The organism is Sphingobium sp. RC1, from assembly GCF_059738765.1.
Map to the genome: position 1 here is coordinate 2,220,638 of NZ_AP027306.1, position 26,036 is coordinate 2,246,673.

The window sequence follows — 26,036 nt, forward strand, 5'->3', positions numbered from 1 at the left end:
CATATGAAGCCCTTTACCTTTATTCTCCTGCTTCTGGCGCAGCGCGTCGATGACCAGCTGCGGATGGAGCGGCTGCGCTCAGCACCTGATCCCCGCCGCATCGAAAGACTGTTGCAGCGCAGGGAGCAGCTGAACGCCCGCCTGCGCCGGTCGATAGCGCGCCCCGCCTGGAACGGGAGCTGACGCCATGGATTTCCTATCGCTTGTCTGGCTCGGTACGCCGCTCTGGATGTGGCTGTCCTTCTTTGGCATCGTGATCGCCCTGCTGGTGCTGGACCTCGGCGTCCTGCACCGGCGCGAACGCGAGATTGGCGTGCGCGAAAGCCTTACCCTTTCCGCCTTCTACATCCTTCTAGGCCTTGGGTTCGGTGCCTGGATATGGTGGCAGATGGGCGCGACGGCGGGCCTCAACTATGTCACCGGCTTTGTCGTCGAAAAAAGCCTGGCGATGGACAATGTCTTCGTCATCGCGATGATATTCACCTATTTCGGCATACCGCGTCTCTATCAGCATCGGGTGCTCTTCTGGGGCATATTGGGCGTCATCCTGTTACGCGCCGTGATGATCGGCTTCGGCGCGGCGGCGGTGCAGCAATGGGGTTGGCTGCTCTATTTCTTCGCCGCCTTCCTGATCGCGACCGGCATCAAGATGTGGATGACCGCGGATAAGGACTATGACGTCGGCGCGTCGCCGGTGCTGCGCTGGGTCAAGCGCCGCATGAGGGTGACCGACACTCTGCATGGTCGGCATTTCTGGGTGAGGCAAGCCGATCCCCGGACTGGACGGCGGGCTTTGTTCTTCACGCCGCTGTTCCTGGCGCTGGTCATGATCGAATTTGTCGATGTGGTGTTCGCGGTCGATTCGGTGCCGGCGATCTTCGCGATCACCACGGACCCCTTCATCGTCTATACGTCCAACATCTTCGCGATCCTTGGCCTGCGCGCGCTCTACTTCGCCCTGGCCGCGATGGTGGAGCGTTTCCACTACCTCAAATATGCGCTCAGCCTGCTGCTGATCTTCATCGGATCGAAGATATTCGTCGCCGACGCGCTTGGCTTGGCCAAAATCCCGCCGCCGGTTTCGCTGGCGGTTACCTTCGCCATTCTGGCAGGCGGCGTAGGCTGGTCATTGTGGAAGACGCGACCAGAAAAGGCGGAGCGCTTCCTGTCGAAGTCCAATAATAGCTGATCGGGTCAATCGGCCCCAAAAGCAGACAGGCGGCGCTCTTTCGAGCGCCGCCTGTTCAACTCAGCGACCGTAAAGCCGCAAGGAGGATCAATCCTCGGTGCGGACGTCGCGGCGCTCGGCGATGCGAGCACGCTTGCCGGTACGGCCGCGCAGATAATAGAGCTTCGCACGACGCACGACGCCACGGCGGACGACGGTGATCGAATCGAGGTTCGGCGAGTAAAGAGGGAACACGCGCTCCACGCCTTCACCGAACGAAATCTTGCGCACGGTGAAGTTGCTGCCCATGCCCTTGTTCGAGCGGGCGATGCACACGCCTTCATAATTCTGGACGCGGCTACGTTCGCCTTCGATCACCTTCACGCCGACGCGCAGCGTGTCGCCGGGGCGGAAATCCGGAATATCCTTGGCGAGAGCCGCAATGTTTTCGGCCTCGATCTGCTGGATCAAGTTCATAACTCAAGTCCTACTTTTCGCGTTGCGCACCAGAGGGCGGCTGGTCCCGAACGCCGATATGACGTTCCCAAAGGTCCGGCCGCCTTAGCCGTGTATCATCTTCCGCCCTTTGTTTCCGCCAGGCGGCGATTTTCGCATGATCCCCCGATCGCAACACTTCAGGGATCGTGCGCCCTTCCCACAAAGCGGGCCGGGTATAGTGCGGATATTCGAGAAGGCCGCTTTCGAAGCTCTCTTCATCCCCACTGGAAGCCGCGCCCATTACTCCGGGAAGCAGCCGAATGCAAGCATCGAGCAGCATCAGCGCGCCCATCTCGCCGCCGGACAAGATGATGTCGCCCATGCTGATCTGCTCGACTGGCCGAGCTTCGAAAATCCGCTCGTCAAAGCCCTCGAACCGCCCGCACAATATCGTCGCGCCCGGACCCACCGCCAGTTCGCGCACGCGGGTCTGGGTGATCGGCTTGCCACGCGGCGTCATGGCGATCACCGGCAGGTCCGGCCCCTGCTTCAGCGCATGATCGACAGCCAGCCCCAATATGTCGGCGCGCAGCACCATCCCTGCGCCACCGCCCGCAGGCGTGTCGTCAACGGTGCGGTGCTTGTCGGTCGCAAAATCCCGGATATGGATCGGATCGCACGACCATTTTCCTTCCGCCAGAGCGCGCCCGGCCAGCGACACACCCAACGGTCCCGGAAACATCTCCGGATAAAGCGTCAATATTTGCGTCCGAAAACTCACGCCTTCCGCTTGCGCAGCCACGCCGCGGACATGCCCCCCAGCAACGACACCGCGCCGCCTGCCATCAGGGCGATACCGATCGCACGCAACAGATCGGCAAAGGGCCGCTCCGGGTTCATCAAAGCAGGCAAAAGAAACAGCAAGGGAATAGGGATGACCAGCGCCACCGCCGCGCCAATCTTCAACGCGCGCTTCCATGGCATGGTGAACAGGCGCCACCCTGCTGCGATCATCATCAGCAGATAGAGGGCGGTAAGGATTTGGGGCATCAGCGACCGCCGATCAAACCGCAAAGGCCGCTTCGATCACGGCCCGTCCGTCCGAGATCGTGACCGCATGCATCGGCGCCATGAAGCGTTTACCATTGGGCCGTTCGACCTCGATGATATCGCCAGCGCCGAAATTCTCGATCGCGACGATATTGCCCAGCCCCTCACTCTCGCTAGAGAAACAGGGCAGGCCGAAGAGGTCGGCATGATAATATTCGCCCTCCTCCAGCGGAGGCAGGGCAGATCGGGGAACGGTGAGTTCCGTCCCGCGCAGGGCTTCGGCCGCACTTCGGTCATTGACCTCGGCGAAACGCGCAACCGCGCCATTGGAACCGGCGCGCACCGACTTCAACGTCAGCTTGGCACCCGCAGCGTCGAAGCTCTTGTAGGATTTGAGCGTTTCCACTCCCTCCCCAAAGAGCTTCAGACGAACCTCGCCCGCCACCCCATGCGCGCCGATGATGACGGCGAGAGTGACGGGTTTGTCGCCGCTCATGCCTCCCCTCCCTTCCAGGGAGGGGATTGAGGGGTGGGTGCGAGCGAAGCGAGCCTGAGGCCCGCTCTACCCACCCCAACCCCTCCCTTGAAAGGGAGGGGCTTCATCATGTCAGCCTTCAGCCTGTTCTTCAGAAGCGGCTTCGGGAGCAGCTTCTTCAGCGGCAGGCGCTTCTTCGACAGCCGGAGCTTCTTCAACCGCAGGAGCGGCGGCGGCCTCAGCGGCAGCAGCCTTGGCGGCTTCGGCAGCTTCAGCGGCTTCCGCAGCCTTCGTGGCGCGATCTTCGGCGCGATCCTTGGCCTTCTGGCCCGGCTCAGCCTTCTTCGGGTTGCTGCGAGCAGCGCGTTCCTTCACGCCAGCGGCGTCCAGGAAGCGGGCAACGCGGTCGGTCGGCTGCGCGCCAGCGGCAACCCAGTGCTTCGCACGCTCAACGTCGATCACGACGCGCTTCTCGTCGCCCTTGGGCAGGACGGGGTTGTAGCTGCCGATGCGCTCGATGAACTTGCCGTCACGCGGGGCGCGGCTGTCAGCCACGACGATGCGGTAATAAGGACGCTTCTTGGAACCACCGCGCGAAAGACGAATGGACGTTGCCATGCTGTTTTTGACCTTTCCGTACTAAACTACTTGTTTCTCAATTCGTCATCCCAGCGGAAGCTGGGATCTCTCTGCCCTTGGAGAGAAGTGAGATCCCAGCTTGCGCTGGGATGACGCACACCTTCACTTCTTCATGAAATTCTGAAAACCCGGCGGCAGGTTGGGCATATTGCCTCCGCCCCCAAGGCCGCCCAATCCACCAAGACCGCCAAGGTCCGGCGCGCCACCCGCGCCGCCCATCAGCTTGTCCATGCCACCGCCGGTGAACATCTTGGCAAGGCCCTTCAATCCGCCCATCTTGCGGATCTTCTTCATCGCCGTTTCCATCTCCTGATGCATTTTCAGGAGCTTGTTGACTTCCTGCACGGTGCGGCCGGAACCCTTGGCGATGCGAATCTTGCGCTTGGCGTTGATCAGGGCGGGCTTTTCCCGCTCCTTGAGCGTCATGGACCCGATCATCGCATCCAGATGGATCAGCGTCTTATCATTCGCGCCGCTTGCCGCCATCGCCGCCTGCGCCTTCTTGAGGCCCGGCAGCATGCCCGCGAGCGCGCCAAGGCCGCCCATGCGCCGCATCTGATTAAGCTGGCTGCGCAGGTCGTTCATGTCGAACTGACCCTTCGCCATCTTCTTGGCGAGCTTATCCGCTTCCTCGGCATCGATGCTCTCAGCCGCGCGCTCGACCAGCGACACGACATCGCCCATGCCAAGGATGCGCTGCGCCACACGCGCGGGATGGAAAGGCTCGATCGCGTCGAGCTTTTCGCCCGTGCCCGCAAATTTGATCGGACGGCCCGTCACTGCGCGCATCGACAGCGCCGCACCGCCGCGCGCATCGCCGTCCATACGGGTCAGCACCACGCCGGTCAGCGGCACCTGTTGGGTAAAGCTCGTCGCGACATTCACCGCGTCCTGCCCGGTCAGCGAATCGACAACGAGCAGGATTTCCGCCGGGTTCGAGACGTCGGCCACCGCCTTCATCTCGTCCATCAGCGCCTGATCGACGTGCAGACGGCCCGCCGTGTCGAGCATTACCACGTCGAAGCCTTGAAGCTTCGCCGCCTGCAACGCGCGCTTCGCGATATCGACCGGCTGCTGGCCCGCCACGATCGGCAGCGTGGCGACATCGGTCTGCGTGCCCAGCACCGCCAGCTGCTCCTGCGCCGCCGGACGCTGGACGTCGAGCGACGCCATCAGCACCTTCTTGCGCTCTTTTTCCTTCAGGCGCTTGGCGATCTTGGCGGTGGAGGTCGTCTTGCCCGACCCCTGCAGGCCGACCATCATGATGACGGCGGGCGGGCTGACGTCGATCAGCAGGTCGGACGTTTCAGAACCGAGCGTCTCGGTCAGCGTATCGGAGACGATCTTGACGACCATCTGCCCCGGCGTGACCGACCGCAGCACATCGCTGCCCACGGCCCGCTCGGTCGCCTGATCGACGAACTGGCGCACCACCGGCAGCGCGACGTCGGCCTCCAGCAGCGCGATTCGCACCTCGCGCATCGCGGCGCGGACATCGTCCTCCGTCAGCGCACCGCGCCCACGCAGCTTGTCGAATACCCCGCTCAGACGATCGCTTAGCGAATCGAACATCATCACCTCATTTGGGCCGAAAAGCCCGGAAAACTGCGCCACCCCGCCAAACGACAAAATCGCCGGCGGGCGAAACCTCGCCGGCCAGCGTCCATCCGGTGCTCCCTTGTGAGCGCCATGGATCTGTCAGGGTATCGAACGGCGAACCGCCCAATTGCGATGTGCCCCTTAGCGGAACGGAGGGAGGGATGCAACCGCCCCCCCCCCTCCGTCATGCCAGCGAAGGCTGGCATCTCAGGACAAGTCGCGCGCGCTCGCCCGAGATCCCAGCTTCCGCTGGGATGACGAGGATCTGGGATGTCGGGATGCAGACTCGCCTTTTCCGCCCACACCCCCTACATGCGCGACCATTATGGGCCGATTTTCCAAAATGCACGGGCTGGGCAATGACTTCGTCGTGATCGACGCGCGCGAGAATCCCGTCGAAATGACGGCCACACGCGCCCAAGCCATAGCCGACCGCCACGCAGGCATAGGCTGCGACCAGCTGATCCTCATCGGCCAATCCGATCGCGCCGACGTGTCCATGCGCATCTTCAACAGCGACGGCGGCGAAGTCGAAGCCTGCGGCAACGCCACCCGCTGCGTCCCCCTGTTCGTCGGCCGCGACGTGCTGATCGAAACCAGGGCGGGCCTGCTGGAAGCCAAGGCGATCGATGGCGGCGCTACCGTCGATATGGGCGCGCCCCGGCTGGACTGGGACGCCATCCCACTCGCCTACGCCATGGACACGCTGACCATGCCGGTCAGCTGGGAAGACCTTCCCGCCCCCGCCGCCGTCAATGTCGGCAACCCCCATGTCGTCTTCTTCTTGGATGATATGAACGGTGTGAACTTCGACCGTTTAGGCCCGCTGATCGAGACCGATCCGCTCTTTCCCGCCCGCGTCAATGTGAACTTCGCGCAGGTCATCGGCGACAATCATATCCGCCTGGTCGTGTGGGAACGTGGCGCTGGCCTCACCCGCGCCTGCGGCACCGGCGCCTGCGCAACAGCCGTCGCAGCCGTGCGGCGCAAGCTCGTCAGCGGCCCCACACGCGTGACCCTGCCCGGAGGCGACCTCGTCATCGATTGGCAGCCCGGCGGTCCCATCATGATGACTGGTCCAGCCACTCACGTCTTCGATGGCGAGGCCGACTGGAACCACTTTTAGAGCATGAGCGGCCCGCAGATCATCACCCTCGGCTGCCGCCTGAACATCGCGGAGAGCGAAGCTATCCGCGAGATGGCGGGTGGGCAGGATGACCTGATCGTCGTCAACAGCTGCGCGGTAACCGCAGAAGCGGTACGTCAGACACGCCAAGCCATCCGCCGCGCCCGCCGCGAACGGCCAGAGGCGAGGATCATGGTCACGGGCTGCGCCGCACAGACCGAGCCGGAAACCTTCGCCCAAATGACGGAGGTGGACGCGGTAATAGGCAATCGAGAAAAACTCGACCCGTCCCACTACCCATTATCCCAGCAAAAGCTGGGATCTCAGGCCCAACACCGTTCCCTGCCGCCCGAGACCCCAGCCTCCGCTGGGGTGACGGATGTGCTGGAGGCAGCAGAGAAAGTCCGGGTCTCCGACATCATGGCCGTCCGCGACACAGCGCCGCACATGGCCAGCGCCTTTGCCGAACATGCTCGCGCCTTCCTCGAAGTGCAAAATGGCTGCGACCATCGCTGCACCTTCTGCATCATCCCCTATGGCCGGGGTAACAGCCGCTCCGTCCCCGCAGGCGCCGTCATCGACAAGGCACGCGAGCTTGTCGATGAAGGCTATCAGGAAATCGTGCTGACCGGGGTCGATGTCACCAGCTACGGCCCCGACCTCCCCGGATCGCCCTCGCTCGGCCTGCTGGTCGAACGCATATTGAAAGCCGTGCCCGCCCTGCCCCGCCTGCGCCTCTCCTCCATCGATAGCGTGGAGATTGACGACCGGCTCTTCGACCTGATCGCCCATGAGCCGCGCATGATGCCGCACCTCCATCTCTCGCTCCAGGCAGGCGACGACATGATCCTCAAGCGCATGAAGCGCCGCCACAGTCGCGCCGACGCTGTCCGCATCGTGGAACGCCTCAAGGCGGCCCGCCCGGATATCAGCATCGGCGCGGACATCATCGCCGGTTTCCCGACGGAGGATGAGGCGATGTTCGAAAACAGCCTGAAGCTGGTCGAGAAATGCGCCATCGTCCACGGCCATATCTTCCCTTACTCACCGCGCGCAGGCACACCCGCCGCCCGCATGCCGCAAGTCGATCGTGCTACGATAAAGGCCCGCGCCGCCCGCCTCCGCTCCGCCTGCGAAACCCAGCGCCAGCAATGGCTGCAAAGCCTCATCGGCAGTACCCAATCCGTGCTGATCGAGCGCAACGGCCTCTCGGGCCACGCCGAAAATTTCGCCCCGGTTCGCTTCGAAGCGCTTCAAGCCCCCTCCTCCATCACGTCCGCAACGATCACGACCCTTGAGAATGGCGTGCTGATCGCGCAAGAGGCTCGGCGATGACTGAACCCGGCACCAGCTGGCGCGACCGCCTATTCGGCGGCTTGAAGCGCACCTCCGACAAGCTCGGCGAGAACCTCACCGGCATCTTCACCAAGGCCGCTCTGGACGACCAGACGCTCGACGAGATCGAGGAAGCGCTGATCGTCAGCGACCTTGGTCCCGCCATGGCCGCCCGCGTGCGTGATCGCCTGTCCGAAGGCCGCTACAACCGCGAACTGACGGAAGACTATCTGCGGGAGATCATCGCGGAGGAGATCGAGAAGGTTCTCGCCCCGGTCGCGCGTCCGCTGGAGATCGAAGCCTTCCCCCGCCCGCAGGTCATCCTCGTCATCGGCGTCAATGGCTCCGGCAAGACCACCACCATCGCCAAGCTCGCCAATAATTTCCTGGAGCAGGATTATGGCGTGATGCTGGCGGCGGGCGACACGTTCCGCGCTGCCGCGATCGGGCAGTTGAAGGTGTGGGCGGATCGCCTCGGCATCCCCATCGTCGCGGGCAAGGAAGGCGGCGACGCGGCGGGCATTGTATTCGACGCGGTCAAACAGGCAACCGCGACCGGCATCGACGTACTGATCGTCGACACGGCGGGCCGCCTTCAGAACAAGACCGAGCTCATGGACGAACTGGCCAAGATTCGCCGCGTCCTTGGCCGGTTGAACCCGGCGGCGCCGCATGACGTTGTGCTGGTGCTGGATGCCACCACGGGACAGAATGCGTTGAACCAGATCGAGGTTTTCAAGGAGGTCGCGCAAGTCACCGGCCTCGTCATGACGAAGCTGGACGGCACCGCGCGCGGCGGCGTGCTGGTCGCGGCGGCGGAGAAATATCGCCTGCCCATCCATGCGATCGGCGTGGGCGAAAAGATAGAGGATCTGCGCCCCTTCGATGCCGGGGACATGGCGCGGGCGATCGCGGGAACCGCCTATGCGCGGTAAATTCCCCGCCCCCGTCATCCCAGCGGAAGCTGGGATCCCATGCCTGCACGGCATAACCCAGCTTCATAAGATCCCGGTTGAAATGAGTCACGCGCCTCATTTCAACGCCGGGATGACGGAAATGCACAATGACTGACACCAAACCCACCCACGGCGGCAACCTGAGCCTAGCGCTCGACTTCGGCCCGCTGCTCGTCTTCTTCCTGAGCTACAAGGGCGCGGGCTGGATTTGGGGTCCCGGCAATCCGATTACCGCGATGACCCTCAGCACGGCAGCCTTTATGGCAGCGATCGTCATCGCCGTGATCATTTCAAAGATAAAGCTTGGCCGCGTATCGCCGATGCTGTGGTTGTCAGCGATGCTCGTCCTCTTTTTCGGCGGCCTCACCATCTATTTCCAGGATCAGAGCTTCATTCAGGTAAAGCCGACGATCATTTACAGCTTCTTCGCCCTGATGCTGTTCGGCGGGCTGCTGCGCGGCAAGGCGCTGCTCAAATATCTTCTGCAAGCCGCCTATGACGGCCTCACCGACGAAGGCTGGCGCAAGCTTTCGCGCAACTGGGGCTTCTTCTTTGTCGCCATGGCGGTCGCCAATGAAGTGATGCGCCACTCGATGAGCTTCGACGCCTGGCTAGCGGTGAAGGTCTGGGGCGTCACCGTCGTCTCGCTGCTCTTCGCCCTCGCCAATATCCCGATGCTTACGCGCCACGGACTGACGCTGGGCAACAACATCGATAGCGAGGAAATCGGCGAAACGACCCCGCCGCAGGGGTGATGTAGAACGCACTCCTTCGCAGGAGCACATCATATAAAGCGCAGAGCGGAGCCAGCCTCAACCAGCCCCGCCCGCATCATAAAATCAACCGCCGTTGAAGTTCACCATGCAGTAAAGCATCGGCAACGACAGCAAGGTGTTGATGCGCGAAAACATCATCGCCGTGGTCGCCGCCTTGGCCTTCACCGCATCTTCGGCAGGCACGATACCCAGCGCCTTTTTCTGGTTCGGCCAGATGATGAACCACACATTGAACGCCATCACCAGCGCCAGCCACATGCCCACGCCGATCAGCACGAAACCCTGCTGAAGTGTCAGCGCTTCCACCAGATAGGCACTGCGCCAGGCGATGGTTGCCCCGGTCAGCACGGTCAGCGCCGCGCCCCAGCGGAAGAAGAACAGGGCCGAAGGCGCGATGAACTTCGACACGCCCGGCTTCAGTTCGGCCGGAACCTTGGGCATTGTCGGGATCTGGACGAAGTTGAAATAATAAAGAAGGCCGATCCACACGATACCGAAGAACAGGTGGAGCCAGCGGAGGATCGCCTGCTCGGGAATCGTGTTTGCCGGAACCGAGAAAATCACCACGAGCGCAAACACCAGCCCCACGGCGAGCACCAGATGCAAATTACCGAAGAATTTTGCCATTGATCCGTCCCCTATTATCCAGCCGCAATTTGTGAACGGCCTGACCCGTGATTCTATGTCATCGTTACGCTGCTGTCACATGGATATTTCCATGCAGCTAAACGAAAATATCCTGTTTTCCGCAGTGCAATAAGGCTGCTACGGGGCCGGGACCCTTTCGGTGGCATGCCCGTTATGCCGCCATCCATCCCAAGAACCCGAGGAGTTCCAACATGGCCTTTGTGCTGCCCAACCTACCTTATCCCAAGGATGCCTTTGGCGACATTCTTTCGGTTGAAACCTTCGAATATCACCATGGCAAGCATCACAATGCCTATGTCGTGAAGGCGAATGAACTGGTCGCAGCCGATCCCACCCTGCAGGGCAAGTCGCTCGTTGAACTGATCAAGAGCAGCAAGGGGGCGCTGTTCAATCAGGTCGGACAAATCTGGAACCACACATTCTATTGGCTGTCGCTGTCGCCGGAAAAGAAGCAGCCGACCGGCACGCTGCTCGCCCTCATCAACGAAGGCTTCGGCTCGGTTGATGCCCTGCTCGAAAAGCTGAAAGCGGAAGCCGTCGGCCATTTCGCCAGCGGTTGGGCCGCGCTGATCCTGAAGGACGGGAAGCTGGAAGTCACCAGCTACCATGACGCCGACACGCCGGTGGCGCATGGTCACACGCCGCTGCTGATCCTAGATGTGTGGGAACATGCCTATTATATCGACTATCGCAACCTGCGCCCGAACTATGCCGAGCGCCTGTTGAAGGACGCGATCGATTGGGATTTCGTGGCGCTGAATCTGGACGGTGAAGGCGCGAGCCGCGCTGACCAGCCGGGCTGATGCTTGTAACGCCGTCCGCCGCCTGGAAGGCGCGGCGGACGGCGCCTCCCTCGGTCAATATCCCCCGGAAAAAACGGATTATTAACGGCGCCGTGCGAAAAGCATCTTATCCTATGTTTGGAAACGGCCGATGGACCTGCAGCAATTACAAAGCCAACATGACGCGCTTGACGTAGCCGCCGATGGATTTTTGCAGCTGATTTCCGATGATGCCACGCCTCGCCAGCTTGGCACCTTCCGCTGGCAGTTTGCCCGGCAATTAATGTCGCATCTCGCCCTGGAAGACCATATCTTCTATCCCGCGATGCAGCGGCAGGCGCATGCCCCCCTGCGGGAAACGGCAGCGCGGCTGCAAGCGGAAATGGCGCCGCTGGCGCTGGACTTCACCCACTATATGTCCCGATGGAGCGATGATCGCATTGCGCGAGAATGGCCCGAATTTTGCCGCGAAAGCCGCCAGATCATCGATGCCTTGCTCAACCGGATGCGCAAGGAAGAGAAGCTGCTGATGCCCCTGCTCGCCCAAGCGGGGCTGGAGCCACCGCTCAAACAGGCTAGCTGACCCTGCCAACGGCCGGGGCTAGACCCAAGCTTCGCGCGACTTCATCCAGATCAACGCCCGGCCGGACCAGCAGCCAGTCCCGCGCCTGCGCGCCATTGACCACGGTCACCGCCCCCTTGGGACAAACACCGAGGCAATTCACCTCGATAATCCCCGCCGCCGCTTTACGCCCTTTCTTCAGCGACAACCGCTTCCGTAGCGCCTTGGCGAGCCGCTCGTCCCCATCGGGACCAAATCCCCCATCCAGCTTCTTCGAACATTTGCGGCAGACCAGCACCGCATTCTGCCAGTTGGACCGGACATGATCCTTCAATCCACCGTCTCCCGCGGCTTCCACGTTCGCCGTTCCTCCGCCGACCGCAGCACTTCATAGGCGGCCTGGATCGTCTGGAAACGGACGGCGGCGTCCGCGTCGCCCGGCTTCACGTCGGGGTGATATTCCTTGGCCAGACGCCGCCAGCTCTTCTTCACCGCCTCGAAATCGGCATCGTCCTCCAGCTCCAGCGCTTTCAGGGCGTGCAACTCATCCCGCGAACGGCTGCCGTCACCCGGCCCGCCCCAACCATGATAGGCACTGCCCTGATAGCCGCCAGCGTCGCGACGCTCGGCGCGCTCGCGCTGCTCCCGCTCTTCCTTGTCCAGCCCCTGAAAATAGTCCCAGTTGCGGTTATATTCACCCGCATGGTCAGAACAGAAATACCAGCGTTCCGGGCTGTTGGGCGACTTGGGCGCGGGGCAGTTGCCCGGCTGGTCACAGCCATATCGATCGCACATGCGCACCTGTTGCGCCTCACGCGATGCGCCATAGCTGCGCCAGCGGGGAAAGCCCCAGTCATTTGATCGGCTGCTTCGTGCCATCGGTCCCAATTAGGTAAGCCGCAGGCAGAACGCCACCCCGGCGGTTCATGAAATTACTGCTATCTCCATCCTCCTCGCGCGAAGCGGGGGGAGGATTCTAATGCCAGAGGGCCTGTAAGCCGGGTCCTGTCCACCATGTCACCATGGATGGGCGGCCATTCCTCTAGGAGACGGATTGCTCCGTCCCTCAAGCAACCAACCCGGGCGGTCTCAGCCGAAACTGGCCTAGCGGTTCATCCTTGCAGACTGGCCGCGCGCCGCCCCTATTCGGTCTTGCTCCCGGTGGGGTTTACCGTGCCGCCTTCCGTTGCCGGAGACGCGGTGCGCTCTTACCGCACCCTTTCAATTTCGCGGGGCCGAAACCTTCGCGACCTGCTTTCTGTTGCACTGTCCCTTGGATCACTCCAGCCGGCCGTTAGCCGGCACCGTCATTTCGTGGAGCCCGGACTTTCCTCGCCGTGGAAGTTACCCGCCACGCCGCGGCCGCCCGGCCCTCTGGCAGAGCGCGCTATACACGCACTCCGCGCTCCCGTCATCCCTGCTTATTCATCGCCCCTCGGCTTTGGCAGTAACAAGGCGAGCAGGATCGCGCGGCATTCGCCATCGATCACCCCGTCGATCAGTTCAGGCCGGAAGCGCCGCTGGAAAGCGACAATCGCCGCATCGGGCTCGGCAATGTCATAACCAAAGCGCTCCAGCGCCAGCAGGAAAGCGCTGTCCGACCAAAGCGGGTCCATCAGGTTGCGGGTGGGACGCGGCAACGCCAGACGCAACCGGGCCAGTCGCCACCAGGGGAAAAGCTCGCCCGGGTCCTGCTTGCGCGCCGGGGCGACGTCGCTATGCCCGACGATATTGCCGCGCGTGATGCCGTGACGTTGCACGATGTCATGCATCAGCGGGACGAGTGCCTCAATCTGCGCGTCGGGAAAGGGGCGATAACCCCATTCATGCCCAGGATTGACGATTTCGATCCCGATACTCGCCGAATTGACGTCATCCGTGCCGCGCCAGTGGGACCGGCCCGCATGCCAGGCCCGTCTGGCTTCATCGACCATGCGGACGATCTTACCCTCTTCGGTGACGACATAATGCGCGGAAACCTTGGATTCCGGACTGGCCATCCAGTTGATCGCGCTCTGGGCGTCCGGCATGCCGGTATAATGCAGCACCAGCATGGATATGGGCAGCTTGCGGTCGTCGAAATTGGGCGACGGCGTTTCGATCATTGGAATGTCGCTCATCGGAAACCCGTAACCATCATCTGTCCTCGCCGCGTCGCATCAGGACGGGCAACTGCCGCAGACAATGGCCGAGAGCGAATGGCCGATCAAGCGCAAGCACTTCCCTGATCCAGTATCGGGGACGGGATATGCGCGAAATCCTGGTCAGATGGCGCGACGAAGCACCTCGTCGCTCTTCCGCGCCGTTTCCAGCCGCCGCGCATATCCGCCGCGAAATTCGGGATGGGGAATGAAATCTTCGCTATGGCCGATCACTGTCTCGCCCGCCCCCAGCAACAACACCGACTTTTCCTGGCTATGCCGCGTCAGAAGGCGGAATACCTCCTGCCGTCGTTCCGCTGTGAAATAAAGCAGCACATTGCGGCAAAGAAGCAGATCATATTCACCCGATGGGGCCTTCGCATCGAACAGATTGTCCGTCCGGAAATCGATCATCCGGCGCAGTTCCGGGCTGGCGCGCCAGTTGTCCCCAACGGGTTCGAACCATTTGATCAGGTCCCCGACGGCAAGACCGCGCTGAACGTCCATCTGCGAAAAGACGCCGCTGCGCGCCTGTTCAATAGCGGCGGTCGAAATGTCCGTCGCCAATATTTCGATGCGCCAGCCACGCCAGCGGGCGATGTCGTTGCGCAATTGAATCGCGAGAGAATAGACTTCCTGACCCGTGGAACAACCCGCGCTCCATATCCGCAGCACCCGGTCCCGCCGATCCGCATAAAAGGAGGGCAGGATATGCCGGTGGATCATGTCGAAGATCTGGAGATCACGGAAAAAGCTGCTTTCGTTGTTGAGCAGCGCGTTGATCACCTCATCTTCCAGACGCGGATCACGATTGCCCAGCAGACGGGCGGCCAGTTCGTCCATGTCGGCAAGACCATGGGTGCGCATGACCGGCTTCAGCGCCGTTTCCATCCGCCATGCGCGGCTTTCCGACAATATCTGCCCGGTGCGCGCCTCCAGCAGAGCCGAAAAGATGCGGGCGGCGCCGCTCGAGGATGAATCGGTCGAAAGGGTCAATGTGTCAAACCTCTGCTCTTTCCGCGCCTCGCGACGAAATCCATGATGGCATAGGGGTCCAGCAACGCACAGCTGAGCCCAGCCGCTGTCACCGATCCCGGCATGCCCCAAACGACGCTGCTCGTTTCATTCTGCGCTACGATCCAACCGCCTGCAGCAACGATGTCATGTCCGCCGACCGTGCCGTCACGGCCCATCCCGGTCAGGACGACGCCTGCCGCGCCCGCCCCATAGGCCTCGGCCATGGTTGTGAACATCGGATCGACGCCGGGCAGATTTCCCGCAGGCGTGCGCTGGGGATTCAACGTGACCATCACCCGCCCATACAGCCCCCGGCGGACCTGCAAATTGGCGTCGCCGGGCGCGACATAGATGGTGTCAGGCACCAGCATTTCGCCCTGTTCGCCAACCTTCACGCGCAGGCTGGTCATCCGGGCGAGTTGCTGAACGAAATAGGATGTGAAGCTGACCGGCAGATGCTGGGTCAGCAGGATCGGCACGCCCAGCGGCTCGGTCATACCGGCGAACAACTGGCCCAGCGCGTGGATACCGCCTGTCGAAGCGCCGATGCCCAGGCAGGCGAGCGGAGCGGTGGGCTTGCTCGCCGCCATGACGACCTGCTGCGCCTCTGCCGCCTGTGCCAGATTGGAGCCAAACAGGCGCGAGAGCCGATCGATCAGCGCCTGGGGAAACTGTTCGCCAAAGCAACCGCTGCCGGGCTTTGCGAAAATGTCGCTCGCTCCCAGCGCCAGTGCCTCGATCGCGGCTCCGCTGCCTTCCTGGCAATTTCCGGAAAGGATGACCACCTTGCCGCCGGGATTGGCGCGGAGAAGGGCGGGAAGCGCCGACAATCCGCTCTGCCCCGGCAACTCGATGTCCAACAAGACCAGGTCGATCTCATGCGCGGCCAGATAACCCAACGCATGTTCGGCGCTATTGGTCTTGTGAACCACCGAAAATGCCGGATCGCTATCCAGGATACGCGCGATCATTGTCCGCACGACGACTGAATCGTCGACAACCATCGTGCGGACCTGCGGTCTGCTCTGGCTGGCCAGGATAGGCGTGACGGCGGACATTGATGGGCTTTCTGGCGACAGGAAGGGACTGGGGCGAATTAGCGAATCAACGGTTCAGATGACGCCCACGATCGACAACTTGCTTTCCAGCGTCTCGCGATCGAACGGCTTCATCACATATTCGTCGGCGCCCGCCTCCACGGCTGCCTTGATATGACTGATGCCGTTTTCAGTGGTGCAGAAGATGATCTTCGGCCGAGCGGTTACCTTCGCGGTGGAAAGCGCCTGAAGAAATTCCATTCCGCTCATGACCGGCATGTTCCAGTCTAGCAGGACCACGTCCGGCGCTGCGGCTTCGCATTGGGTCAGCGCATCCTGCCCATCCACCGCTTCACTTACCGACAGATCAAGTGATTCCAGGATATGCCGTGCAACTTTGCGGATGACTTTCGAATCATCGACTACCAGACAGTTTTTCATGAAGCGTCCCTTGGATTTTTCCCCGTGCAGGAAAGATTAGCCACCAAAGCCGAGTAATTCGTAAACGAGCCGGGAATTTATGCGGCCTGTGCCAGCAGGCCGGTTTCGATGAAACTTGCCAGCGAAACCAGCAGGTACGGATGCCCATCCTGTTCGACGATCGCCCGCGCATAAGGTGCCCAGGCCTTGTCCAACTGCCCACGCAGCGGCAGGTCGCCTTCGGGCACCTGGCAAATATCATGCACCGCATCCACCATCAGGCCATAGCTGTGCCCGCTGATGTCGGCGATGATTGCCAGGCCCCGCCGGTCCGGCGGCGTTGGCGCGCCATGGATCAGGGCGGGCACGTCGATGATCGTAAGCACGCGGCTGCGCAGGGCGGACAATCCCGCAACATGCCCCAGCATGCCGGGCACCGGCGAAATGTCGGCGAGTTTCACGACCGCCTCGACCTCATTCGCCTCCACGGCGACGCGGGTGTCGGCCAATGTCGCCAGAAGGTAAAGCTGCTCCATAAAAACCTCCTTAGCGCCGGGTGCCAGTGATGGCCGCCATCAGGGCGTCCTGATCATAGCGATAAATGCTGCCATCTTCTGGCCCTGCCGGTTTTGGTGACGCGCGCAATTGAACGATGCGGCATCCCAATATCTCGGCCGCCTGCGTCAGGTCACGGTCAGAACAGAGGACCACGTCCGCCGGATCGACGGCCTCTTCATGGGGGAGGCCCAAAAGGACTTCATGGCCCGCCTGACGCAGCAAGGGCGCCAATATCTCGCGCGTCCAGCCATCCTCACTGTCAGCAAGGACGCACCGTCCCCGAACCCGTCTTGCGAAGCTACTATCCGGCAGGGCGGCAAAAAGCGCGAAGGGATTAAGGACCTCAAGATGTTCGCCATCGACCATGGCGACGCCGCTCAGCACGCCTTGAAGGGCGACCATGTCGGGCACGGCAGGCATTTCCACGATATCGAGAACAGCGGCGACCGGATAGCAGGCTTCCTGATTGCCATCGCGTAGCCGCAGCGCCGAAACATGATCGGCAGTAAATTTATGCGCACCGTTGGCCACCGGCACCAGCCGTCCATCCAGCCGCACAAAGGCATGGGCGCCCGAACGGCCGAAGAGCGATGCATCGACGTCTTCCACCCGCTCAACCAGCGACAGCTTGATCAGCCGCCGTTCGCCCGACAGCTCCTCAAAGCGCAGGGCCGACACCATCTCGACCCGGACAGCGCCATCGTCATTGTCATCGGCCTGATCATTTGCCCGTTCATCCGCGACATTCGGCAGGCGCGCGGCATTGGCGAGGCCCGCCGCGTCGAGCAGCAGCATCGGCTTGCCATTGTCGGGCAGCGTCATGCCCGCATAGACGCCGGTCGCCATGACCAGCGGAGACGCGGGACGAATAACCAGTTCCTCATGATTATCGACAGCGGCGACACCCAAGGCGAAGGGAACGCCTGTCGCGGATCGCACCACCATAATTGCACGGGGTCCCGGCTGGACGGACTTTTCCATCCCCAGCACATCTTCCAGATCGATCATCGAATGACGCACCGACCGGATCGTGGCGATCTTCGCGCCACCGACTTCGGCGACGTGCAGCGTCTCGTTATTATCGTGCAGTATCTCGACCACCGCCGCGCGCGGAATGGCGAAGTGCAGCCCGCCAGACCGGATGATGAGGCCCGGAATGATCGTCAGCGTCAACGGAACGCGCAACGCGATCCGCAATCCCCGCCCCAGCTCATTGTGGAGCGCGATGACGCCGCCGATCCGCTCGACATTGGCGCGAACCACGTCCATCCCGACCCCCCGGCCCGATATCGCGGTTACGTGGCTGGCGGTCGACAGCCCGGCATGGAAGATCAGCTCCAGCTTTTCCGCCTCGCTCATCCTGGCGGCGGCATCGCGGGTCAGCTTGCCTGCTGAGACTGCCTTTTCCACCAGGCGCCCGGTATCGATACCCTGCCCATCGTCGCTGACTTCGATCACGATCTGGTTGCCCGACTGGCGCGCCTGCAACTTCAGCGTCCCGGCTTCCGGCTTGCCCAGCGCCTTGCGCCGCTCGGGCGTTTCGATGCCATGATCGATGCTGTTCCGAACGATGTGGGTCAGTGGATCGACCACCATCTCCACCATCTCGCGATCCATTTCGACATCACCGCCCTCAAGGACCAGGTCGATCCTCTTGCCCAGTTCGCGGCCCAGGTCACGCACCATGCGCGGAATGGCGGTGAACAGCCGTTCCACGCGTTGCATCCGCGTCTTGGAAATGGCGTCCCGCATGTCGGCAACGCATGTGGAAAGCCGTTCGAAGCTGCTTTCCAGTTCGGGATCGCTGGACCGTTCGCGCAGCTTGCGGGACAGTTCATTGCGCGCCAGCACCATGTCCGACACGCCGTTCATCAACTGATCGATCAGCGACAGCGGCAATCGGATGGTCCGGGGCACCGCCTGCGCGCCACTCTGGCGCACGGCTTCAATCGCAGGAGCAACGTCCGTCGCCGCCGCCGTTACTTCCTCGCGTGCGGCGAGGGCGCCAATCAGATAGTCGTCATTTTCATCCGGCAGCGCAGCGCCAATCGCCACCGCCTCTGCAAGTTCGGCAATCCGGTCCATAATGCCCAGCACAGCGCTGACCGTCGCTGGATCAGCGGTACGGTTTCCAGCGCGGATTTCCGACAGCACATCCTCTGCCGCATGGCTCAGCCGTTCAAAACGCGGCAGGTTCAGAAAGCCGCAGCTGCCCTTCACCGTATGAAAGAATCGGAAAATGGCGTCCAGCCGGTCGCGGTCGCTGGGGTCCGCCTCCCAGGCGACGACCTCGCCCGCCAGGGCTTCCAGCGTTTCCTGTGTCTCGGCTATGAATTCCTGAAGTAACTCGTCCATTCCCTTGGCCTTCACGGATGCGCGCGACGGCACCATGGGGAAGGCGTGGTTAAAGGCTCGTTAAAGACGTTGAATAGCCAGCAAAAAGGGCGCCGCGATCATCATCGCGACGCCCTTTCCGGTTTGGAAAAGCGAAAGCTTAGTGGTCAGCCTTCTTTTCGGCAGCATCTGCAGCCTTCTCGCCAGCTTCACGGGTCGCTTCAGCCTTGTTCTCCAAAGCGTCGGCGGCATTCTCGGCAGCGTTTTCGGCATTGCCGGACAGGTTATCGGCCATCGCTTCCATATTGTCGGCCTGGTTGTCGATGGCGTCCGCCTGATTCTCGTATGCGTTCTCGACCTTGTTTTCCTGCTTGGAATCGCACGCAGCAAGCGCGATCAAGCTGGCAAGGCCGAGGACTGAGACGATGGTTTTCACGGCGTGTTCTCCTGTTGCGCCCCCTGGGGCTGACGTCATTCGGCAAGAATTCCGGCTGCGCAAAGCACCCAGAACTCTGACCGCGATCAACTGGTCGCACGGCAGATGGTTCCCGCCGCAGGCTCCTTTCGTCGCAGAAACGAATTATTTTTTGAGGTTGTCGCGGATTTCACGGAGCAGCAGAACTTCCTCCGGGGTTGCAGCAGGCGCCTCATCGGGCTTGGGCATCAGCCTGTTCACTGCCCTCACCAGCAGGAAGATGATGAAGGCGAGGATGAGGAAATTGACCAGCACGGTCAGGAATTCGCCCCACCCCAGCATGGCGACGCCTGCGCCCTTAAGGTCGGCATAGCTTTCCGGATTGCCCTTGAACCCGGCAGGTATGTCGCCAAGCCGGATGAAATAGCGGGAAAAGTCCGCCCCGCCGAACAGGTAGCCCACGACCGGCATGATCAGGTCATCGGTCAACGACTTGGTGATGGTAGCGAAAGCGCCGCCAATGATGACGCCAACCGCCAGGTCAATCACGCTGCCCCGGCCGATGAATGTCTTGAATTCAGAAATCAGTCCCATGTGAGAACCCCTTGCACTGATTGCGTGTTTAGCAGGATGAGCCGTTGCACCTGCTTCCACAACCACCTATTTCCGACATCGTAACAATGCCGAGGATGTTCCATGACGATCCTGCGCCGATTTTCCCCTGCTTTCCTCCTGCCTTTGCTGACGGCCTTTGCGCTGTCCGCCTGCGGAATCAACAGCGTCCCCACTGCCGAGGAAGCGGCCAAAGCCAAATGGGCCGATGTCCAAGCGCAATATCAGCGCCGCTCCAATCTGATCGGCAATCTGGTCGCCACCGTAAAAGCGGCCGGCAAGCAGGAACAAGACACTCTGGTCAAGGTGACCGAAGCCCGTGCGAAGGCAACTTCGGTGCAGGTCAATGCCGAAGACCTCTCCGACCCCGCCAAGGTTCAGCAGTTCCAGCAGGCACAGGCGCAACTGAGCCAGGGCCTCGGGCGGCTGCTTGCTTCGGTGGAGGCCTATCCCGACCTCAAGACCAACCAGAATTTCCTCGACCTCCAGTCGCAGCTGGAAGGCACCGAGAACCGCATCGCGGTCGCCATTCGGGACTATAATGAGGCAGTGCGCGCCTATAACACCCGCATCCGCACCTTCCCCGACGCGATCGGTGCCAAGATCATCCATGGCGCCAAGCCGATGACCCCATTCCAGGCAACCACGCCGGGAGCCGAAGAAGCGCCCAAGGTCGACTTCGGCAAGTAAGCGCCAGCCATGCTCCGCCGCCTGCTACTGATCTTCGCCCTGATGGCCGGAATGCTTGGACTGGCTCCGTCCGCCGGAGCCCAGAGCTTTCCGAAGTTCGACGACAAGGGCGTGGTGGATGCCGCCAACATCCTCGACCCCGCGCAGGAACAGGCGCTGAGCCAGAAGCTGATCGCGCAGAAGCAGGCGAGTGGACGGTCACTGGTCGTGGCGACCATCCCAGACCTTCAGGGCTATGATATATCGGACTATGGCTACCGCCTCGGCCGCGCCTGGGGGATCGGGGACAAGAACAACCAGGGCGTCCTGCTGATCATCGCACCCAATGAACGCAAGGTGCGGATCGAGGTAGGATATGGCGTCGAAGGCATACTGACGGACGCGCTGTCTTCGCAGATCATCCGCAACGCCATCACCCCCCGCTTCAAGGCTGGCGACATGGCGGGCGGGATCGATGCGGGCGTCGACCAGATCACGTCGCTGCTCGCCCTGCCCCCCGATCAGGCGAGAGCGCGGGCCGCGCAGGCGGAGGCCGAAGCCCGCCAGCAGGATAGCGGAGGCGGCGGCATCCTCGGCTTCTGGATCATGATGTTCTTTATCTTCTTCGTCCTGCTGCCGCTGCTGTCGCGAGCGCGCGGCGGCAAGCGCTATCGCCGCGGCGGCGGCGCGCCTGTCATCCTCTGGGGGCCGGGCATGGGCTCTGGATGGGGCTCTGGCGGTGGGGGCGGATCAAGCTGGGGTGGCGGCGGAGGCGGCGGTTTTTCCGGCGGCGGCAGCTTCGGGGGCGGTGGCGCCTCGGGGGGCTGGTGATGCAATTGCTGTTAAGCGAAGCCGACCACGACCTTGTTACCGCCGCCGTCAAGGAAGCGGAGACACACACTTCCGGCGAAATCGTGACGATCGTCGCCCGCCGGTCGGACAGCTATCATGATGTCGGCCTCAGTTGGGCGGTCGCGGCCATATTCCTCGCTTTGTCTTTCATGGCCGCATTCCCCGCGCAGCTGCGCGCCTTCCTGTCCACTCTGTTGCTGGATTGGGAACATGAGCTTGCCGACTGGAAGCTCATCCTGGGCCTGACCGGCCTCCTCATCCTCAAATTTCTCGTGGTGCGCTATCTGCTCGCCATCATGCCACTACGCATGCTGATGACGCCGCGCGCTACCAAGGCCCGGCGGGTGCGCCGCCGCGCGATCCTGCTTTTCCGCACCGCCGCCGAAGCCCGCACGCGCGGGCGCACGGGCGTTCTCATCTATCTGTCGCTTGACGAGCATCGAGCCGAGATCGTCGCCGACCGCGCCATCAACGAAAAAGTCGCGCCAGAGGCATGGGGCGACGCCATGGCGGCGCTGATCGATGCGATCCGGGCGGGCCAGCCCGGACAGGGCTTGGCACAGGCCGTGCGTCAGGTCGGCGCTGTCCTCGCGGCGCATTTCCCGCGCGAGCATGATGACATCAACGAATTGCCCGACAGGCTGATCGAATTATGAGCGAACAGGATATGGCCGCCCCGGAAGAAATCATGTGGGCTGGCCGCTTCATCACCGCCAAGCGTCGCGGCAGATGGGAATATGTCGGCCGGGCGCGCGGCATCCATGCCGCCGTCATCCTCGCCATCGACGACGACGCGGAAGGGCGGCGGCATGTGCTGCTGGTCGATCAATTCCGGGTTCCGCTCGGCCGCCGCTGCATCGAACTGCCAGCGGGCCTCGTCGGCGATGATGACGAAGGCGAGGCATCCGAACGCGCGGCCGCCCGCGAACTGGAAGAGGAAACCGGATACCGCGCCGGACGCATGGAGGCAGCTGGCGACTTCTACAGCTCGCCCGGCATGGTATCCGAAAGCTTCTGCCTTTTCCGCGCCTATGACCTGCAAAAGACGGGCGATGGCGGAGGCGTGGACGGGGAAGATATCCGCGTCCACCGCGTTCCGCTGGATCAGTTGGCAGCGCAGATAGCCGTCTGGCGTACCGAGGGCTTTGCCATCGACGTCAAACTGCTGCTGCTCCTCGGTGCCGAGCTGAGCCGCTAAACGTCACGGCACCCGATACCAAGCGGCCACCCTCTCCAGCGCCAGCGTCAGGACCAACTTGCCCGCCCTGCTCGGCCATCCGAGTGCCCGCTCCGCCGCGACCAGCCCCTCGCCAGCGCAGGCGACCCGCCATAATATGTCGCCAAGCCCCGGCCCGGCGGCGGCGATGGCGGCATGGAAACGCTCCCGCGCCGATAGCTGAGCCATGCTGGGATCGGGCGCTCCTGAGCCACCCCTGGGGCCACCGATCGAAGGCGCCGCGTCCCATCGCATGGTAACGCGCGGCCCGAGCCCCGCCTTCTCCCAGTCAGCGCGCAACAATTCCCCCGCCCTGAAATATCGCTCACTCAGGTGACCGCGCGCATGCAGCCATGCCAGCGGCGATTCGCCCATATTCACCGCCACTGTCTGGACATGTCCTGCGGGGTCCTCGATCTTCTGCTCCACATATTGGCTTCGCATCGGCTTCCTCCCTATGCATGAATGATGCGAAGGGGCTTGCCACGACGAACCATTTGTAGGAAAGAATAAAAACCAAATAGGTGAAAAATCGGGAATAGGTATGATCACCCGGATTAGAGAAGTTCGAAAAGCCAAGGGCTTGACGCTGGAACAAGTCGCGGCGCTCTGCCGCCCTGCAACCACGGCGCAGACGATCGGCAGGCTGGAAACCGGCACGCGAACCGTATCGGTCAACTGGTTGAACCGCATCGCCGACGCTCTGGGCGTTGGCTCGTCCGAGCTGGTCGCGCTGCCGGGTCAAAGCGTGGTGCCGGTCGCGGCACTGCTCGGCCCGGAAGGCGCGCGCGCGCCTACGCGGAGCCTGTCCTTCCCCCCACCCGTTCCTGCCGACGCGATGATCGGCGTCCAGGTATCCGCCAGCATCGGCGATTATCGCAGCGGCGACGAAATTTGGTGCCGCCGCATCGGCCCGGACGAATTCGCAAGCGCGCTCAATCGCGACATATTGCTACCACGCCATGCCGGACGCTTCGTCTTTGGCAGACTGATCGGGCGAGAGGGTGACAAATTGCACATCCTGCCTCTGGGTAGCGGCAGCCGCCAACAGATCATCAGCGACCCACCCTGGGGCGCCGTGGCCGTTCAGTTGGTAAGACAATTGTAGCCAAAGCCGCGCTTCAGCCCTAACTCTCGATTAACCGCGATGCTTTAAGGGGAACAGCATGACGCTGAATGTCCTTACGCTCTCGACCCTGTTCCCGGACATGAGCCGTCCGAATTTCGGGGTGTTCGTCGAACGGCAGGCGCGGGAACTCGCCAGCCGCCCCGACGTCAATGTCACGGTGATCGCGCCGCTCGGGGTTCCCATCTGGCCGATCGGCCTTGGCAATCAATATGCGCCGCTCCGCGCCCTGCCGCGCAAGGAAAGGTGGCAGAACCTCACCGTCTACCGCCCAATTTTTTCGACGATTCCGAAGATCGGCGCGCGCTATAATGTCGGCAGCATGACGCGCGCGATCCTGCCGCTGGTACGCCATCTGCATGAACAGCAGCCGTTCGACGTGATCGACGCCAGCTTCTTCTTCCCCGACGGCCCAGTGGCGCAGCGCCTGTCACGCGCCCTCGGCATCCCCTATTCCGTCAAGGCGCGCGGCGCCGACATCCATTATTGGGGCAAACGGCGCGACACGCGCGGCATGGTGAAACGCGCCGGGGCGGAAGCAGCGGGTCTGCTCGCCGTGTCCAGCGCAATGCGCCGGTCGATGGTCAAGCTGGGCATGGACGCGGAAAAGATCCGCGTTCATTATACCGGCGTCGATCTTGATCGATTTGAACTGGCCGACCGCGCCGCCGCCAAGGAAGCATTGGGCTTTGAAGGCCCCGTGGCCCTGTGCGTCGGCGCGCTCATTCCGCGCAAGGGACAGGAATTGCTGGTGCAGGCGCTTCCGCGCCTGCCCGGCATCACTTTGCTGTTCGCTGGCCAGGGTCAATATCGCCGAGCGCTGGAAAAGCAGGCGGAGGAACTGGCTGTTGACCGCCGCATCGGTTTCCTCGGCTCTGTCCCGCATGACCGGCTGCCCCGCATCTATGCCGCCGCTGATGTGATGGCGCTGCCCTCCTCATCCGAAGGGCTCGCCAACGCCTGGGTCGAATCGCTCGCCTGCGGCACGCCGATCGTCATCACCGATGTTGGTGGGGCGCGCGAGCTGCTCGACCGGCCGGAGGCAGGCCAGATCGTTGACCGCGACCCTGAAGCGATCGCGGCGGCCATCGGAGAGATTCTCTACAACCCGCCCGAGCGCGAAGCGGTGCGCGATGCGGCACTGCGCTTCACCTGGGAAGCCAATGCCGACCTTCTACTCCATCATCTAAAAGGCATCGCTCGCAACGGCTAGGTCGGGTTCGCCTGTGAGGCACACCCTCGCCCGTCTCAGATCATGGGCCGCACGCCGCAACCGTCATCGCACGGTATCAGTGCAAATCGGTCATTTCTGGCAGGAAACGATCGCCGCGATCACGGACAGCGTTTCCTCCGGATCCCGGACGCGCACCGTGTCCAGCCCCAATTCCTTGGCAGGATAGTCATTGCCGCCCGGGAAGATCGCGTCGCCGATGAACATCATCGCGTCCAGCGCGATGCCGCTCGCGTCTCGCAACTTTTTGAGGCCATAGGCCTTGTCCACGCCCTCACGCGTGATGTCGATCGATGTCGCGCCGCCCATGTTGATCGACAGGCCAGGCAACCGCTCCCGCAGGTCGGCCTGGATGATGCGGCGCTTGGCAAAGTCGGGGTCCCATCCCTCCTTCGCGTGGATAGGAGCCTGCTGCCCCAGCGCGGAAAAGGTGATCTGGCTGCCCCGATCCTCGATCCGTTCGCCCCATGTTTCTTCGGGCACGAAGCCGGTCGCTTCCAGCGCCTGATCGAAGGCGGCGAAGATGTTCTGCTTCTGCGCCTCATCAAATAGCTCGGCATAGACTGGCGTCCATGCGCCTGCCTGATGCGTGAAAAGCTTGGTGCCGGTTGTCGGCATCAGCCACAGGCGCGACAGGTCCGCGCGGCCGGGCAGGCGGCTTGCCACCTGCTTGTCGAACTGCGGCCAGTCACCCCCGGAAATCACGGCAACATGCGCGACCGTCATCAGATCAGCCAGCGCTTCCCCCATCTCTTCGCCCAAAGGCTGCTTGCTTTCCGCCAGCGTTCCGTCGAGATCAAAGGCGATCAACTCTTTCATTTGGGCAAGCTCCTGGAATCCTGTCGGCGCAGCTA

The 26,036-nt window shown here is 62.5% G+C and carries 33 protein-coding genes and 1 other RNA gene; 14 read left to right on the top strand and 20 right to left on the bottom strand.

Annotated features, from left to right (window positions below):
- Positions 1-3 precede the first annotated feature (3 nt).
- Positions 4-183, top strand: a complete 180-nt coding sequence (locus AC6JBC_RS10970; RefSeq protein ID WP_464788201.1) for a hypothetical protein — start codon at positions 4-6, stop codon at positions 181-183.
- Between the two features lie 4 nt (positions 184-187).
- Positions 188-1,189 carry a TerC family protein gene (locus AC6JBC_RS10975; protein ID WP_498024257.1) on the top strand — a complete coding sequence of 334 codons (1,002 nt, stop codon included), beginning with the start codon at positions 188-190 and terminating at the stop codon, positions 1,187-1,189.
- Between the two features lie 87 nt (positions 1,190-1,276).
- Here the strand turns inward: AC6JBC_RS10975 and rplS are convergent, their stop codons facing one another.
- The 6 genes from rplS to ffh all read right to left on the bottom strand — a co-directional run bounded on the left by rplS (position 1,277) and on the right by ffh (position 5,345).
- Complete coding sequence (rplS, locus tag AC6JBC_RS10980; protein WP_167303805.1) at positions 1,277-1,645, bottom strand: 50S ribosomal protein L19; 369 nt, start codon at positions 1,643-1,645, stop codon at positions 1,277-1,279.
- 10 nt (positions 1,646-1,655) lie between these two features.
- A complete protein-coding gene (gene trmD, locus AC6JBC_RS10985; protein WP_498024259.1) occupies positions 1,656-2,387 on the bottom strand; it encodes a tRNA (guanosine(37)-N1)-methyltransferase TrmD in 732 nt (243 codons plus the stop codon).
- Positions 2,384-2,656, bottom strand: coding sequence for a hypothetical protein (locus AC6JBC_RS10990; protein ID WP_464771896.1), 273 nt, complete (start codon positions 2,654-2,656; stop codon positions 2,384-2,386). The genes trmD and AC6JBC_RS10990 overlap by 4 nt, the downstream gene beginning before the upstream one ends.
- Before the next feature lie 13 nt (positions 2,657-2,669).
- Positions 2,670-3,152 carry a ribosome maturation factor RimM gene (gene rimM, locus AC6JBC_RS10995; protein ID WP_498024260.1) on the bottom strand — a complete coding sequence of 161 codons (483 nt, stop codon included), beginning with the start codon at positions 3,150-3,152 and terminating at the stop codon, positions 2,670-2,672.
- A 111-nt stretch (positions 3,153-3,263) separates the two neighbouring features.
- The gene (gene rpsP, locus AC6JBC_RS11000) at positions 3,264-3,749 is read right to left on the bottom strand and encodes a 30S ribosomal protein S16 (protein ID WP_449471253.1); all 486 of its coding nucleotides are present in this window, start codon (positions 3,747-3,749) and stop codon (positions 3,264-3,266) included.
- A gap of 123 nt (positions 3,750-3,872) precedes the next feature.
- Positions 3,873-5,345, bottom strand: a complete 1,473-nt coding sequence (ffh, locus tag AC6JBC_RS11005; RefSeq protein ID WP_464788197.1) for a signal recognition particle protein — start codon at positions 5,343-5,345, stop codon at positions 3,873-3,875.
- Positions 5,346-5,691: 346 nt separating this feature from the next.
- Here ffh and dapF point away from each other — a divergent pair, with 346 nt between their 5' ends.
- From dapF to ispZ, 4 genes are all read left to right on the top strand, one after another.
- Complete coding sequence (dapF, locus tag AC6JBC_RS11010; protein WP_498026055.1) at positions 5,692-6,495, top strand: diaminopimelate epimerase; 804 nt, start codon at positions 5,692-5,694, stop codon at positions 6,493-6,495.
- A gap of 3 nt (positions 6,496-6,498) precedes the next feature.
- Positions 6,499-7,830, top strand: a complete 1,332-nt coding sequence (gene mtaB, locus AC6JBC_RS11015) for a tRNA (N(6)-L-threonylcarbamoyladenosine(37)-C(2))-methylthiotransferase MtaB (RefSeq protein WP_498024263.1) — start codon at positions 6,499-6,501, stop codon at positions 7,828-7,830.
- Positions 7,827-8,765: a signal recognition particle-docking protein FtsY gene (gene ftsY, locus AC6JBC_RS11020; RefSeq protein ID WP_498024264.1), complete on the top strand. Its 939-nt coding sequence runs from the start codon at positions 7,827-7,829 to the stop codon at positions 8,763-8,765. The genes mtaB and ftsY overlap by 4 nt, the downstream gene beginning before the upstream one ends.
- Before the next feature lie 128 nt (positions 8,766-8,893).
- Complete coding sequence (gene ispZ / locus AC6JBC_RS11025; protein WP_498024266.1) at positions 8,894-9,541, top strand: septation protein IspZ; 648 nt, start codon at positions 8,894-8,896, stop codon at positions 9,539-9,541.
- A gap of 84 nt (positions 9,542-9,625) precedes the next feature.
- Here ispZ and AC6JBC_RS11030 read toward each other — a convergent pair whose 3' ends face one another.
- Positions 9,626-10,189: a urate hydroxylase PuuD gene (locus tag AC6JBC_RS11030; protein WP_464788193.1), complete on the bottom strand. Its 564-nt coding sequence runs from the start codon at positions 10,187-10,189 to the stop codon at positions 9,626-9,628.
- A 212-nt stretch (positions 10,190-10,401) separates the two neighbouring features.
- Between AC6JBC_RS11030 and AC6JBC_RS11035 the strand changes: the two genes are divergently transcribed.
- Both AC6JBC_RS11035 and AC6JBC_RS11040 read left to right on the top strand, forming a co-directional pair.
- On the top strand, positions 10,402-11,013 hold the full coding sequence (locus AC6JBC_RS11035; RefSeq protein ID WP_498024267.1) for a superoxide dismutase: 612 nt from the start codon (positions 10,402-10,404) through the stop codon (positions 11,011-11,013).
- Between the two features lie 130 nt (positions 11,014-11,143).
- Entirely contained in the window at positions 11,144-11,575 is a 432-nt protein-coding gene (locus AC6JBC_RS11040; protein WP_498024268.1) for a hemerythrin domain-containing protein, read from the top strand.
- On the opposite strand, the gene AC6JBC_RS11045 is transcribed toward AC6JBC_RS11040, so the two are convergent.
- The 11 genes from AC6JBC_RS11045 to mscL all read right to left on the bottom strand — a co-directional run bounded on the left by AC6JBC_RS11045 (position 11,568) and on the right by mscL (position 20,070).
- Complete coding sequence (locus AC6JBC_RS11045) at positions 11,568-11,912, bottom strand: (2Fe-2S) ferredoxin domain-containing protein (protein WP_498024270.1); 345 nt, start codon at positions 11,910-11,912, stop codon at positions 11,568-11,570. The two genes, AC6JBC_RS11040 and AC6JBC_RS11045, sit on opposite strands and share 8 nt — an antisense overlap.
- The gene (locus tag AC6JBC_RS11050; RefSeq protein ID WP_460987511.1) at positions 11,885-12,433 is read right to left on the bottom strand and encodes a J domain-containing protein; all 549 of its coding nucleotides are present in this window, start codon (positions 12,431-12,433) and stop codon (positions 11,885-11,887) included. Before AC6JBC_RS11050 ends, AC6JBC_RS11045 begins: the two co-directional genes overlap by 28 nt.
- A 99-nt stretch (positions 12,434-12,532) precedes the next feature.
- Positions 12,533-12,932: RNase P RNA component class A (rnpB, locus tag AC6JBC_RS11055), an RNA gene on the bottom strand.
- Between the two features lie 43 nt (positions 12,933-12,975).
- Complete coding sequence (locus AC6JBC_RS11060; RefSeq protein WP_498024271.1) at positions 12,976-13,674, bottom strand: N-acetylmuramoyl-L-alanine amidase; 699 nt, start codon at positions 13,672-13,674, stop codon at positions 12,976-12,978.
- Positions 13,675-13,818: 144 nt separating this feature from the next.
- Positions 13,819-14,691: a CheR family methyltransferase gene (locus AC6JBC_RS11065; RefSeq protein ID WP_498024272.1), complete on the bottom strand. Its 873-nt coding sequence runs from the start codon at positions 14,689-14,691 to the stop codon at positions 13,819-13,821.
- Positions 14,688-15,770, bottom strand: a complete 1,083-nt coding sequence (locus AC6JBC_RS11070) for a chemotaxis protein CheB (RefSeq protein ID WP_498024273.1) — start codon at positions 15,768-15,770, stop codon at positions 14,688-14,690. Before AC6JBC_RS11070 ends, AC6JBC_RS11065 begins: the two co-directional genes overlap by 4 nt.
- Positions 15,771-15,824: 54 nt before the next feature.
- Positions 15,825-16,190 (bottom strand): response regulator, encoded by a 366-nt coding sequence (locus AC6JBC_RS11075; RefSeq protein WP_196225378.1) that lies wholly within the window; start codon positions 16,188-16,190, stop codon positions 15,825-15,827.
- A gap of 77 nt (positions 16,191-16,267) precedes the next feature.
- Positions 16,268-16,705, bottom strand: coding sequence for a chemotaxis protein CheW (locus tag AC6JBC_RS11080; RefSeq protein ID WP_498024275.1), 438 nt, complete (start codon positions 16,703-16,705; stop codon positions 16,268-16,270).
- Between the two features lie 10 nt (positions 16,706-16,715).
- Positions 16,716-19,082: a chemotaxis protein CheA gene (locus tag AC6JBC_RS11085; RefSeq protein ID WP_498024277.1), complete on the bottom strand. Its 2,367-nt coding sequence runs from the start codon at positions 19,080-19,082 to the stop codon at positions 16,716-16,718.
- Between the two features lie 139 nt (positions 19,083-19,221).
- Positions 19,222-19,497: a hypothetical protein gene (locus AC6JBC_RS11090; protein ID WP_464788183.1), complete on the bottom strand. Its 276-nt coding sequence runs from the start codon at positions 19,495-19,497 to the stop codon at positions 19,222-19,224.
- A 144-nt stretch (positions 19,498-19,641) separates the two neighbouring features.
- Positions 19,642-20,070, bottom strand: a complete 429-nt coding sequence (gene mscL / locus AC6JBC_RS11095) for a large conductance mechanosensitive channel protein MscL (protein WP_498024278.1) — start codon at positions 20,068-20,070, stop codon at positions 19,642-19,644.
- 102 nt (positions 20,071-20,172) lie between these two features.
- Here mscL and AC6JBC_RS11100 point away from each other — a divergent pair, with 102 nt between their 5' ends.
- From AC6JBC_RS11100 to AC6JBC_RS11115, 4 genes are read left to right on the top strand one after another with little or no spacing between them, the layout of a single operon-like run.
- Positions 20,173-20,778, top strand: coding sequence for a LemA family protein (locus AC6JBC_RS11100; protein WP_464788181.1), 606 nt, complete (start codon positions 20,173-20,175; stop codon positions 20,776-20,778).
- A gap of 9 nt (positions 20,779-20,787) precedes the next feature.
- Positions 20,788-21,588 (top strand): TPM domain-containing protein, encoded by an 801-nt coding sequence (locus AC6JBC_RS11105; RefSeq protein ID WP_498024279.1) that lies wholly within the window; start codon positions 20,788-20,790, stop codon positions 21,586-21,588.
- Positions 21,588-22,265, top strand: coding sequence for a TPM domain-containing protein (locus AC6JBC_RS11110; protein WP_498024281.1), 678 nt, complete (start codon positions 21,588-21,590; stop codon positions 22,263-22,265). The genes AC6JBC_RS11105 and AC6JBC_RS11110 overlap by 1 nt, the downstream gene beginning before the upstream one ends.
- Positions 22,262-22,807 (top strand): NUDIX hydrolase, encoded by a 546-nt coding sequence (locus tag AC6JBC_RS11115; RefSeq protein WP_498024282.1) that lies wholly within the window; start codon positions 22,262-22,264, stop codon positions 22,805-22,807. Before AC6JBC_RS11110 ends, AC6JBC_RS11115 begins: the two co-directional genes overlap by 4 nt.
- A gap of 3 nt (positions 22,808-22,810) precedes the next feature.
- Here the strand turns inward: AC6JBC_RS11115 and AC6JBC_RS11120 are convergent, their stop codons facing one another.
- Entirely contained in the window at positions 22,811-23,269 is a 459-nt protein-coding gene (locus AC6JBC_RS11120; protein ID WP_498024283.1) for a DUF6456 domain-containing protein, read from the bottom strand.
- Positions 23,270-23,369: 100 nt separating this feature from the next.
- Between AC6JBC_RS11120 and AC6JBC_RS11125 the strand changes: the two genes are divergently transcribed.
- Both AC6JBC_RS11125 and AC6JBC_RS11130 read left to right on the top strand, forming a co-directional pair.
- On the top strand, positions 23,370-23,933 hold the full coding sequence (locus AC6JBC_RS11125; protein WP_464788176.1) for a helix-turn-helix domain-containing protein: 564 nt from the start codon (positions 23,370-23,372) through the stop codon (positions 23,931-23,933).
- Positions 23,934-23,991: 58 nt separating this feature from the next.
- Positions 23,992-25,164 carry a glycosyltransferase gene (locus tag AC6JBC_RS11130; RefSeq protein ID WP_498024284.1) on the top strand — a complete coding sequence of 391 codons (1,173 nt, stop codon included), beginning with the start codon at positions 23,992-23,994 and terminating at the stop codon, positions 25,162-25,164.
- Between the two features lie 90 nt (positions 25,165-25,254).
- On the opposite strand, the gene AC6JBC_RS11135 is transcribed toward AC6JBC_RS11130, so the two are convergent.
- Positions 25,255-26,001 carry an HAD-IIB family hydrolase gene (locus tag AC6JBC_RS11135; RefSeq protein WP_449471214.1) on the bottom strand — a complete coding sequence of 249 codons (747 nt, stop codon included), beginning with the start codon at positions 25,999-26,001 and terminating at the stop codon, positions 25,255-25,257.
- Between the last annotated feature and the right edge of the window lie 35 nt (positions 26,002-26,036).

Excerpts from the sequence above, each read along its gene's own strand:
- rplS (WP_167303805.1), bottom strand. The coding sequence starts at position 1,645 with ATGAACTTGATCCAGCAGATCGAGGCCGAAAACATTGCGGCTCTCGCC.
- AC6JBC_RS10990 (WP_464771896.1), bottom strand. The coding sequence starts at position 2,656 with ATGCCCCAAATCCTTACCGCCCTCTATCTGCTGATGATGATCGCAGCA.
- ispZ (WP_498024266.1), top strand. The coding sequence starts at position 8,894 with ATGACTGACACCAAACCCACCCACGGCGGCAACCTGAGCCTAGCGCTC.
- AC6JBC_RS10975 (WP_498024257.1), top strand. The coding sequence starts at position 188 with ATGGATTTCCTATCGCTTGTCTGGCTCGGTACGCCGCTCTGGATGTGG.
- AC6JBC_RS11135 (WP_449471214.1), bottom strand. The coding sequence starts at position 26,001 with ATGAAAGAGTTGATCGCCTTTGATCTCGACGGAACGCTGGCGGAAAGC.
- AC6JBC_RS11040 (WP_498024268.1), top strand. The coding sequence starts at position 11,144 with ATGGACCTGCAGCAATTACAAAGCCAACATGACGCGCTTGACGTAGCC.
- AC6JBC_RS11060 (WP_498024271.1), bottom strand. The coding sequence starts at position 13,674 with ATGAGCGACATTCCAATGATCGAAACGCCGTCGCCCAATTTCGACGAC.
- AC6JBC_RS11130 (WP_498024284.1), top strand. The coding sequence starts at position 23,992 with ATGACGCTGAATGTCCTTACGCTCTCGACCCTGTTCCCGGACATGAGC.
- AC6JBC_RS11080 (WP_498024275.1), bottom strand. The coding sequence starts at position 16,705 with ATGGAGCAGCTTTACCTTCTGGCGACATTGGCCGACACCCGCGTCGCC.
- AC6JBC_RS11050 (WP_460987511.1), bottom strand. The coding sequence starts at position 12,433 with ATGGCACGAAGCAGCCGATCAAATGACTGGGGCTTTCCCCGCTGGCGC.
- AC6JBC_RS11125 (WP_464788176.1), top strand. The coding sequence starts at position 23,370 with ATGATCACCCGGATTAGAGAAGTTCGAAAAGCCAAGGGCTTGACGCTG.
- AC6JBC_RS10970 (WP_464788201.1), top strand. The coding sequence starts at position 4 with ATGAAGCCCTTTACCTTTATTCTCCTGCTTCTGGCGCAGCGCGTCGAT.
- AC6JBC_RS11030 (WP_464788193.1), bottom strand. The coding sequence starts at position 10,189 with ATGGCAAAATTCTTCGGTAATTTGCATCTGGTGCTCGCCGTGGGGCTG.
- AC6JBC_RS11115 (WP_498024282.1), top strand. The coding sequence starts at position 22,262 with ATGAGCGAACAGGATATGGCCGCCCCGGAAGAAATCATGTGGGCTGGC.
- AC6JBC_RS11110 (WP_498024281.1), top strand. The coding sequence starts at position 21,588 with ATGCAATTGCTGTTAAGCGAAGCCGACCACGACCTTGTTACCGCCGCC.
- AC6JBC_RS11120 (WP_498024283.1), bottom strand. The coding sequence starts at position 23,269 with ATGCGAAGCCAATATGTGGAGCAGAAGATCGAGGACCCCGCAGGACAT.
- rimM (WP_498024260.1), bottom strand. The coding sequence starts at position 3,152 with ATGAGCGGCGACAAACCCGTCACTCTCGCCGTCATCATCGGCGCGCAT.
- mscL (WP_498024278.1), bottom strand. The coding sequence starts at position 20,070 with ATGGGACTGATTTCTGAATTCAAGACATTCATCGGCCGGGGCAGCGTG.
- ffh (WP_464788197.1), bottom strand. The coding sequence starts at position 5,345 with ATGATGTTCGATTCGCTAAGCGATCGTCTGAGCGGGGTATTCGACAAG.
- rpsP (WP_449471253.1), bottom strand. The coding sequence starts at position 3,749 with ATGGCAACGTCCATTCGTCTTTCGCGCGGTGGTTCCAAGAAGCGTCCT.
- AC6JBC_RS11100 (WP_464788181.1), top strand. The coding sequence starts at position 20,173 with ATGACGATCCTGCGCCGATTTTCCCCTGCTTTCCTCCTGCCTTTGCTG.
- ftsY (WP_498024264.1), top strand. The coding sequence starts at position 7,827 with ATGACTGAACCCGGCACCAGCTGGCGCGACCGCCTATTCGGCGGCTTG.
- AC6JBC_RS11105 (WP_498024279.1), top strand. The coding sequence starts at position 20,788 with ATGCTCCGCCGCCTGCTACTGATCTTCGCCCTGATGGCCGGAATGCTT.
- AC6JBC_RS11035 (WP_498024267.1), top strand. The coding sequence starts at position 10,402 with ATGGCCTTTGTGCTGCCCAACCTACCTTATCCCAAGGATGCCTTTGGC.
- mtaB (WP_498024263.1), top strand. The coding sequence starts at position 6,499 with ATGAGCGGCCCGCAGATCATCACCCTCGGCTGCCGCCTGAACATCGCG.
- AC6JBC_RS11085 (WP_498024277.1), bottom strand. The coding sequence starts at position 19,082 with ATGGACGAGTTACTTCAGGAATTCATAGCCGAGACACAGGAAACGCTG.
- AC6JBC_RS11075 (WP_196225378.1), bottom strand. The coding sequence starts at position 16,190 with ATGAAAAACTGTCTGGTAGTCGATGATTCGAAAGTCATCCGCAAAGTT.
- AC6JBC_RS11070 (WP_498024273.1), bottom strand. The coding sequence starts at position 15,770 with ATGTCCGCCGTCACGCCTATCCTGGCCAGCCAGAGCAGACCGCAGGTC.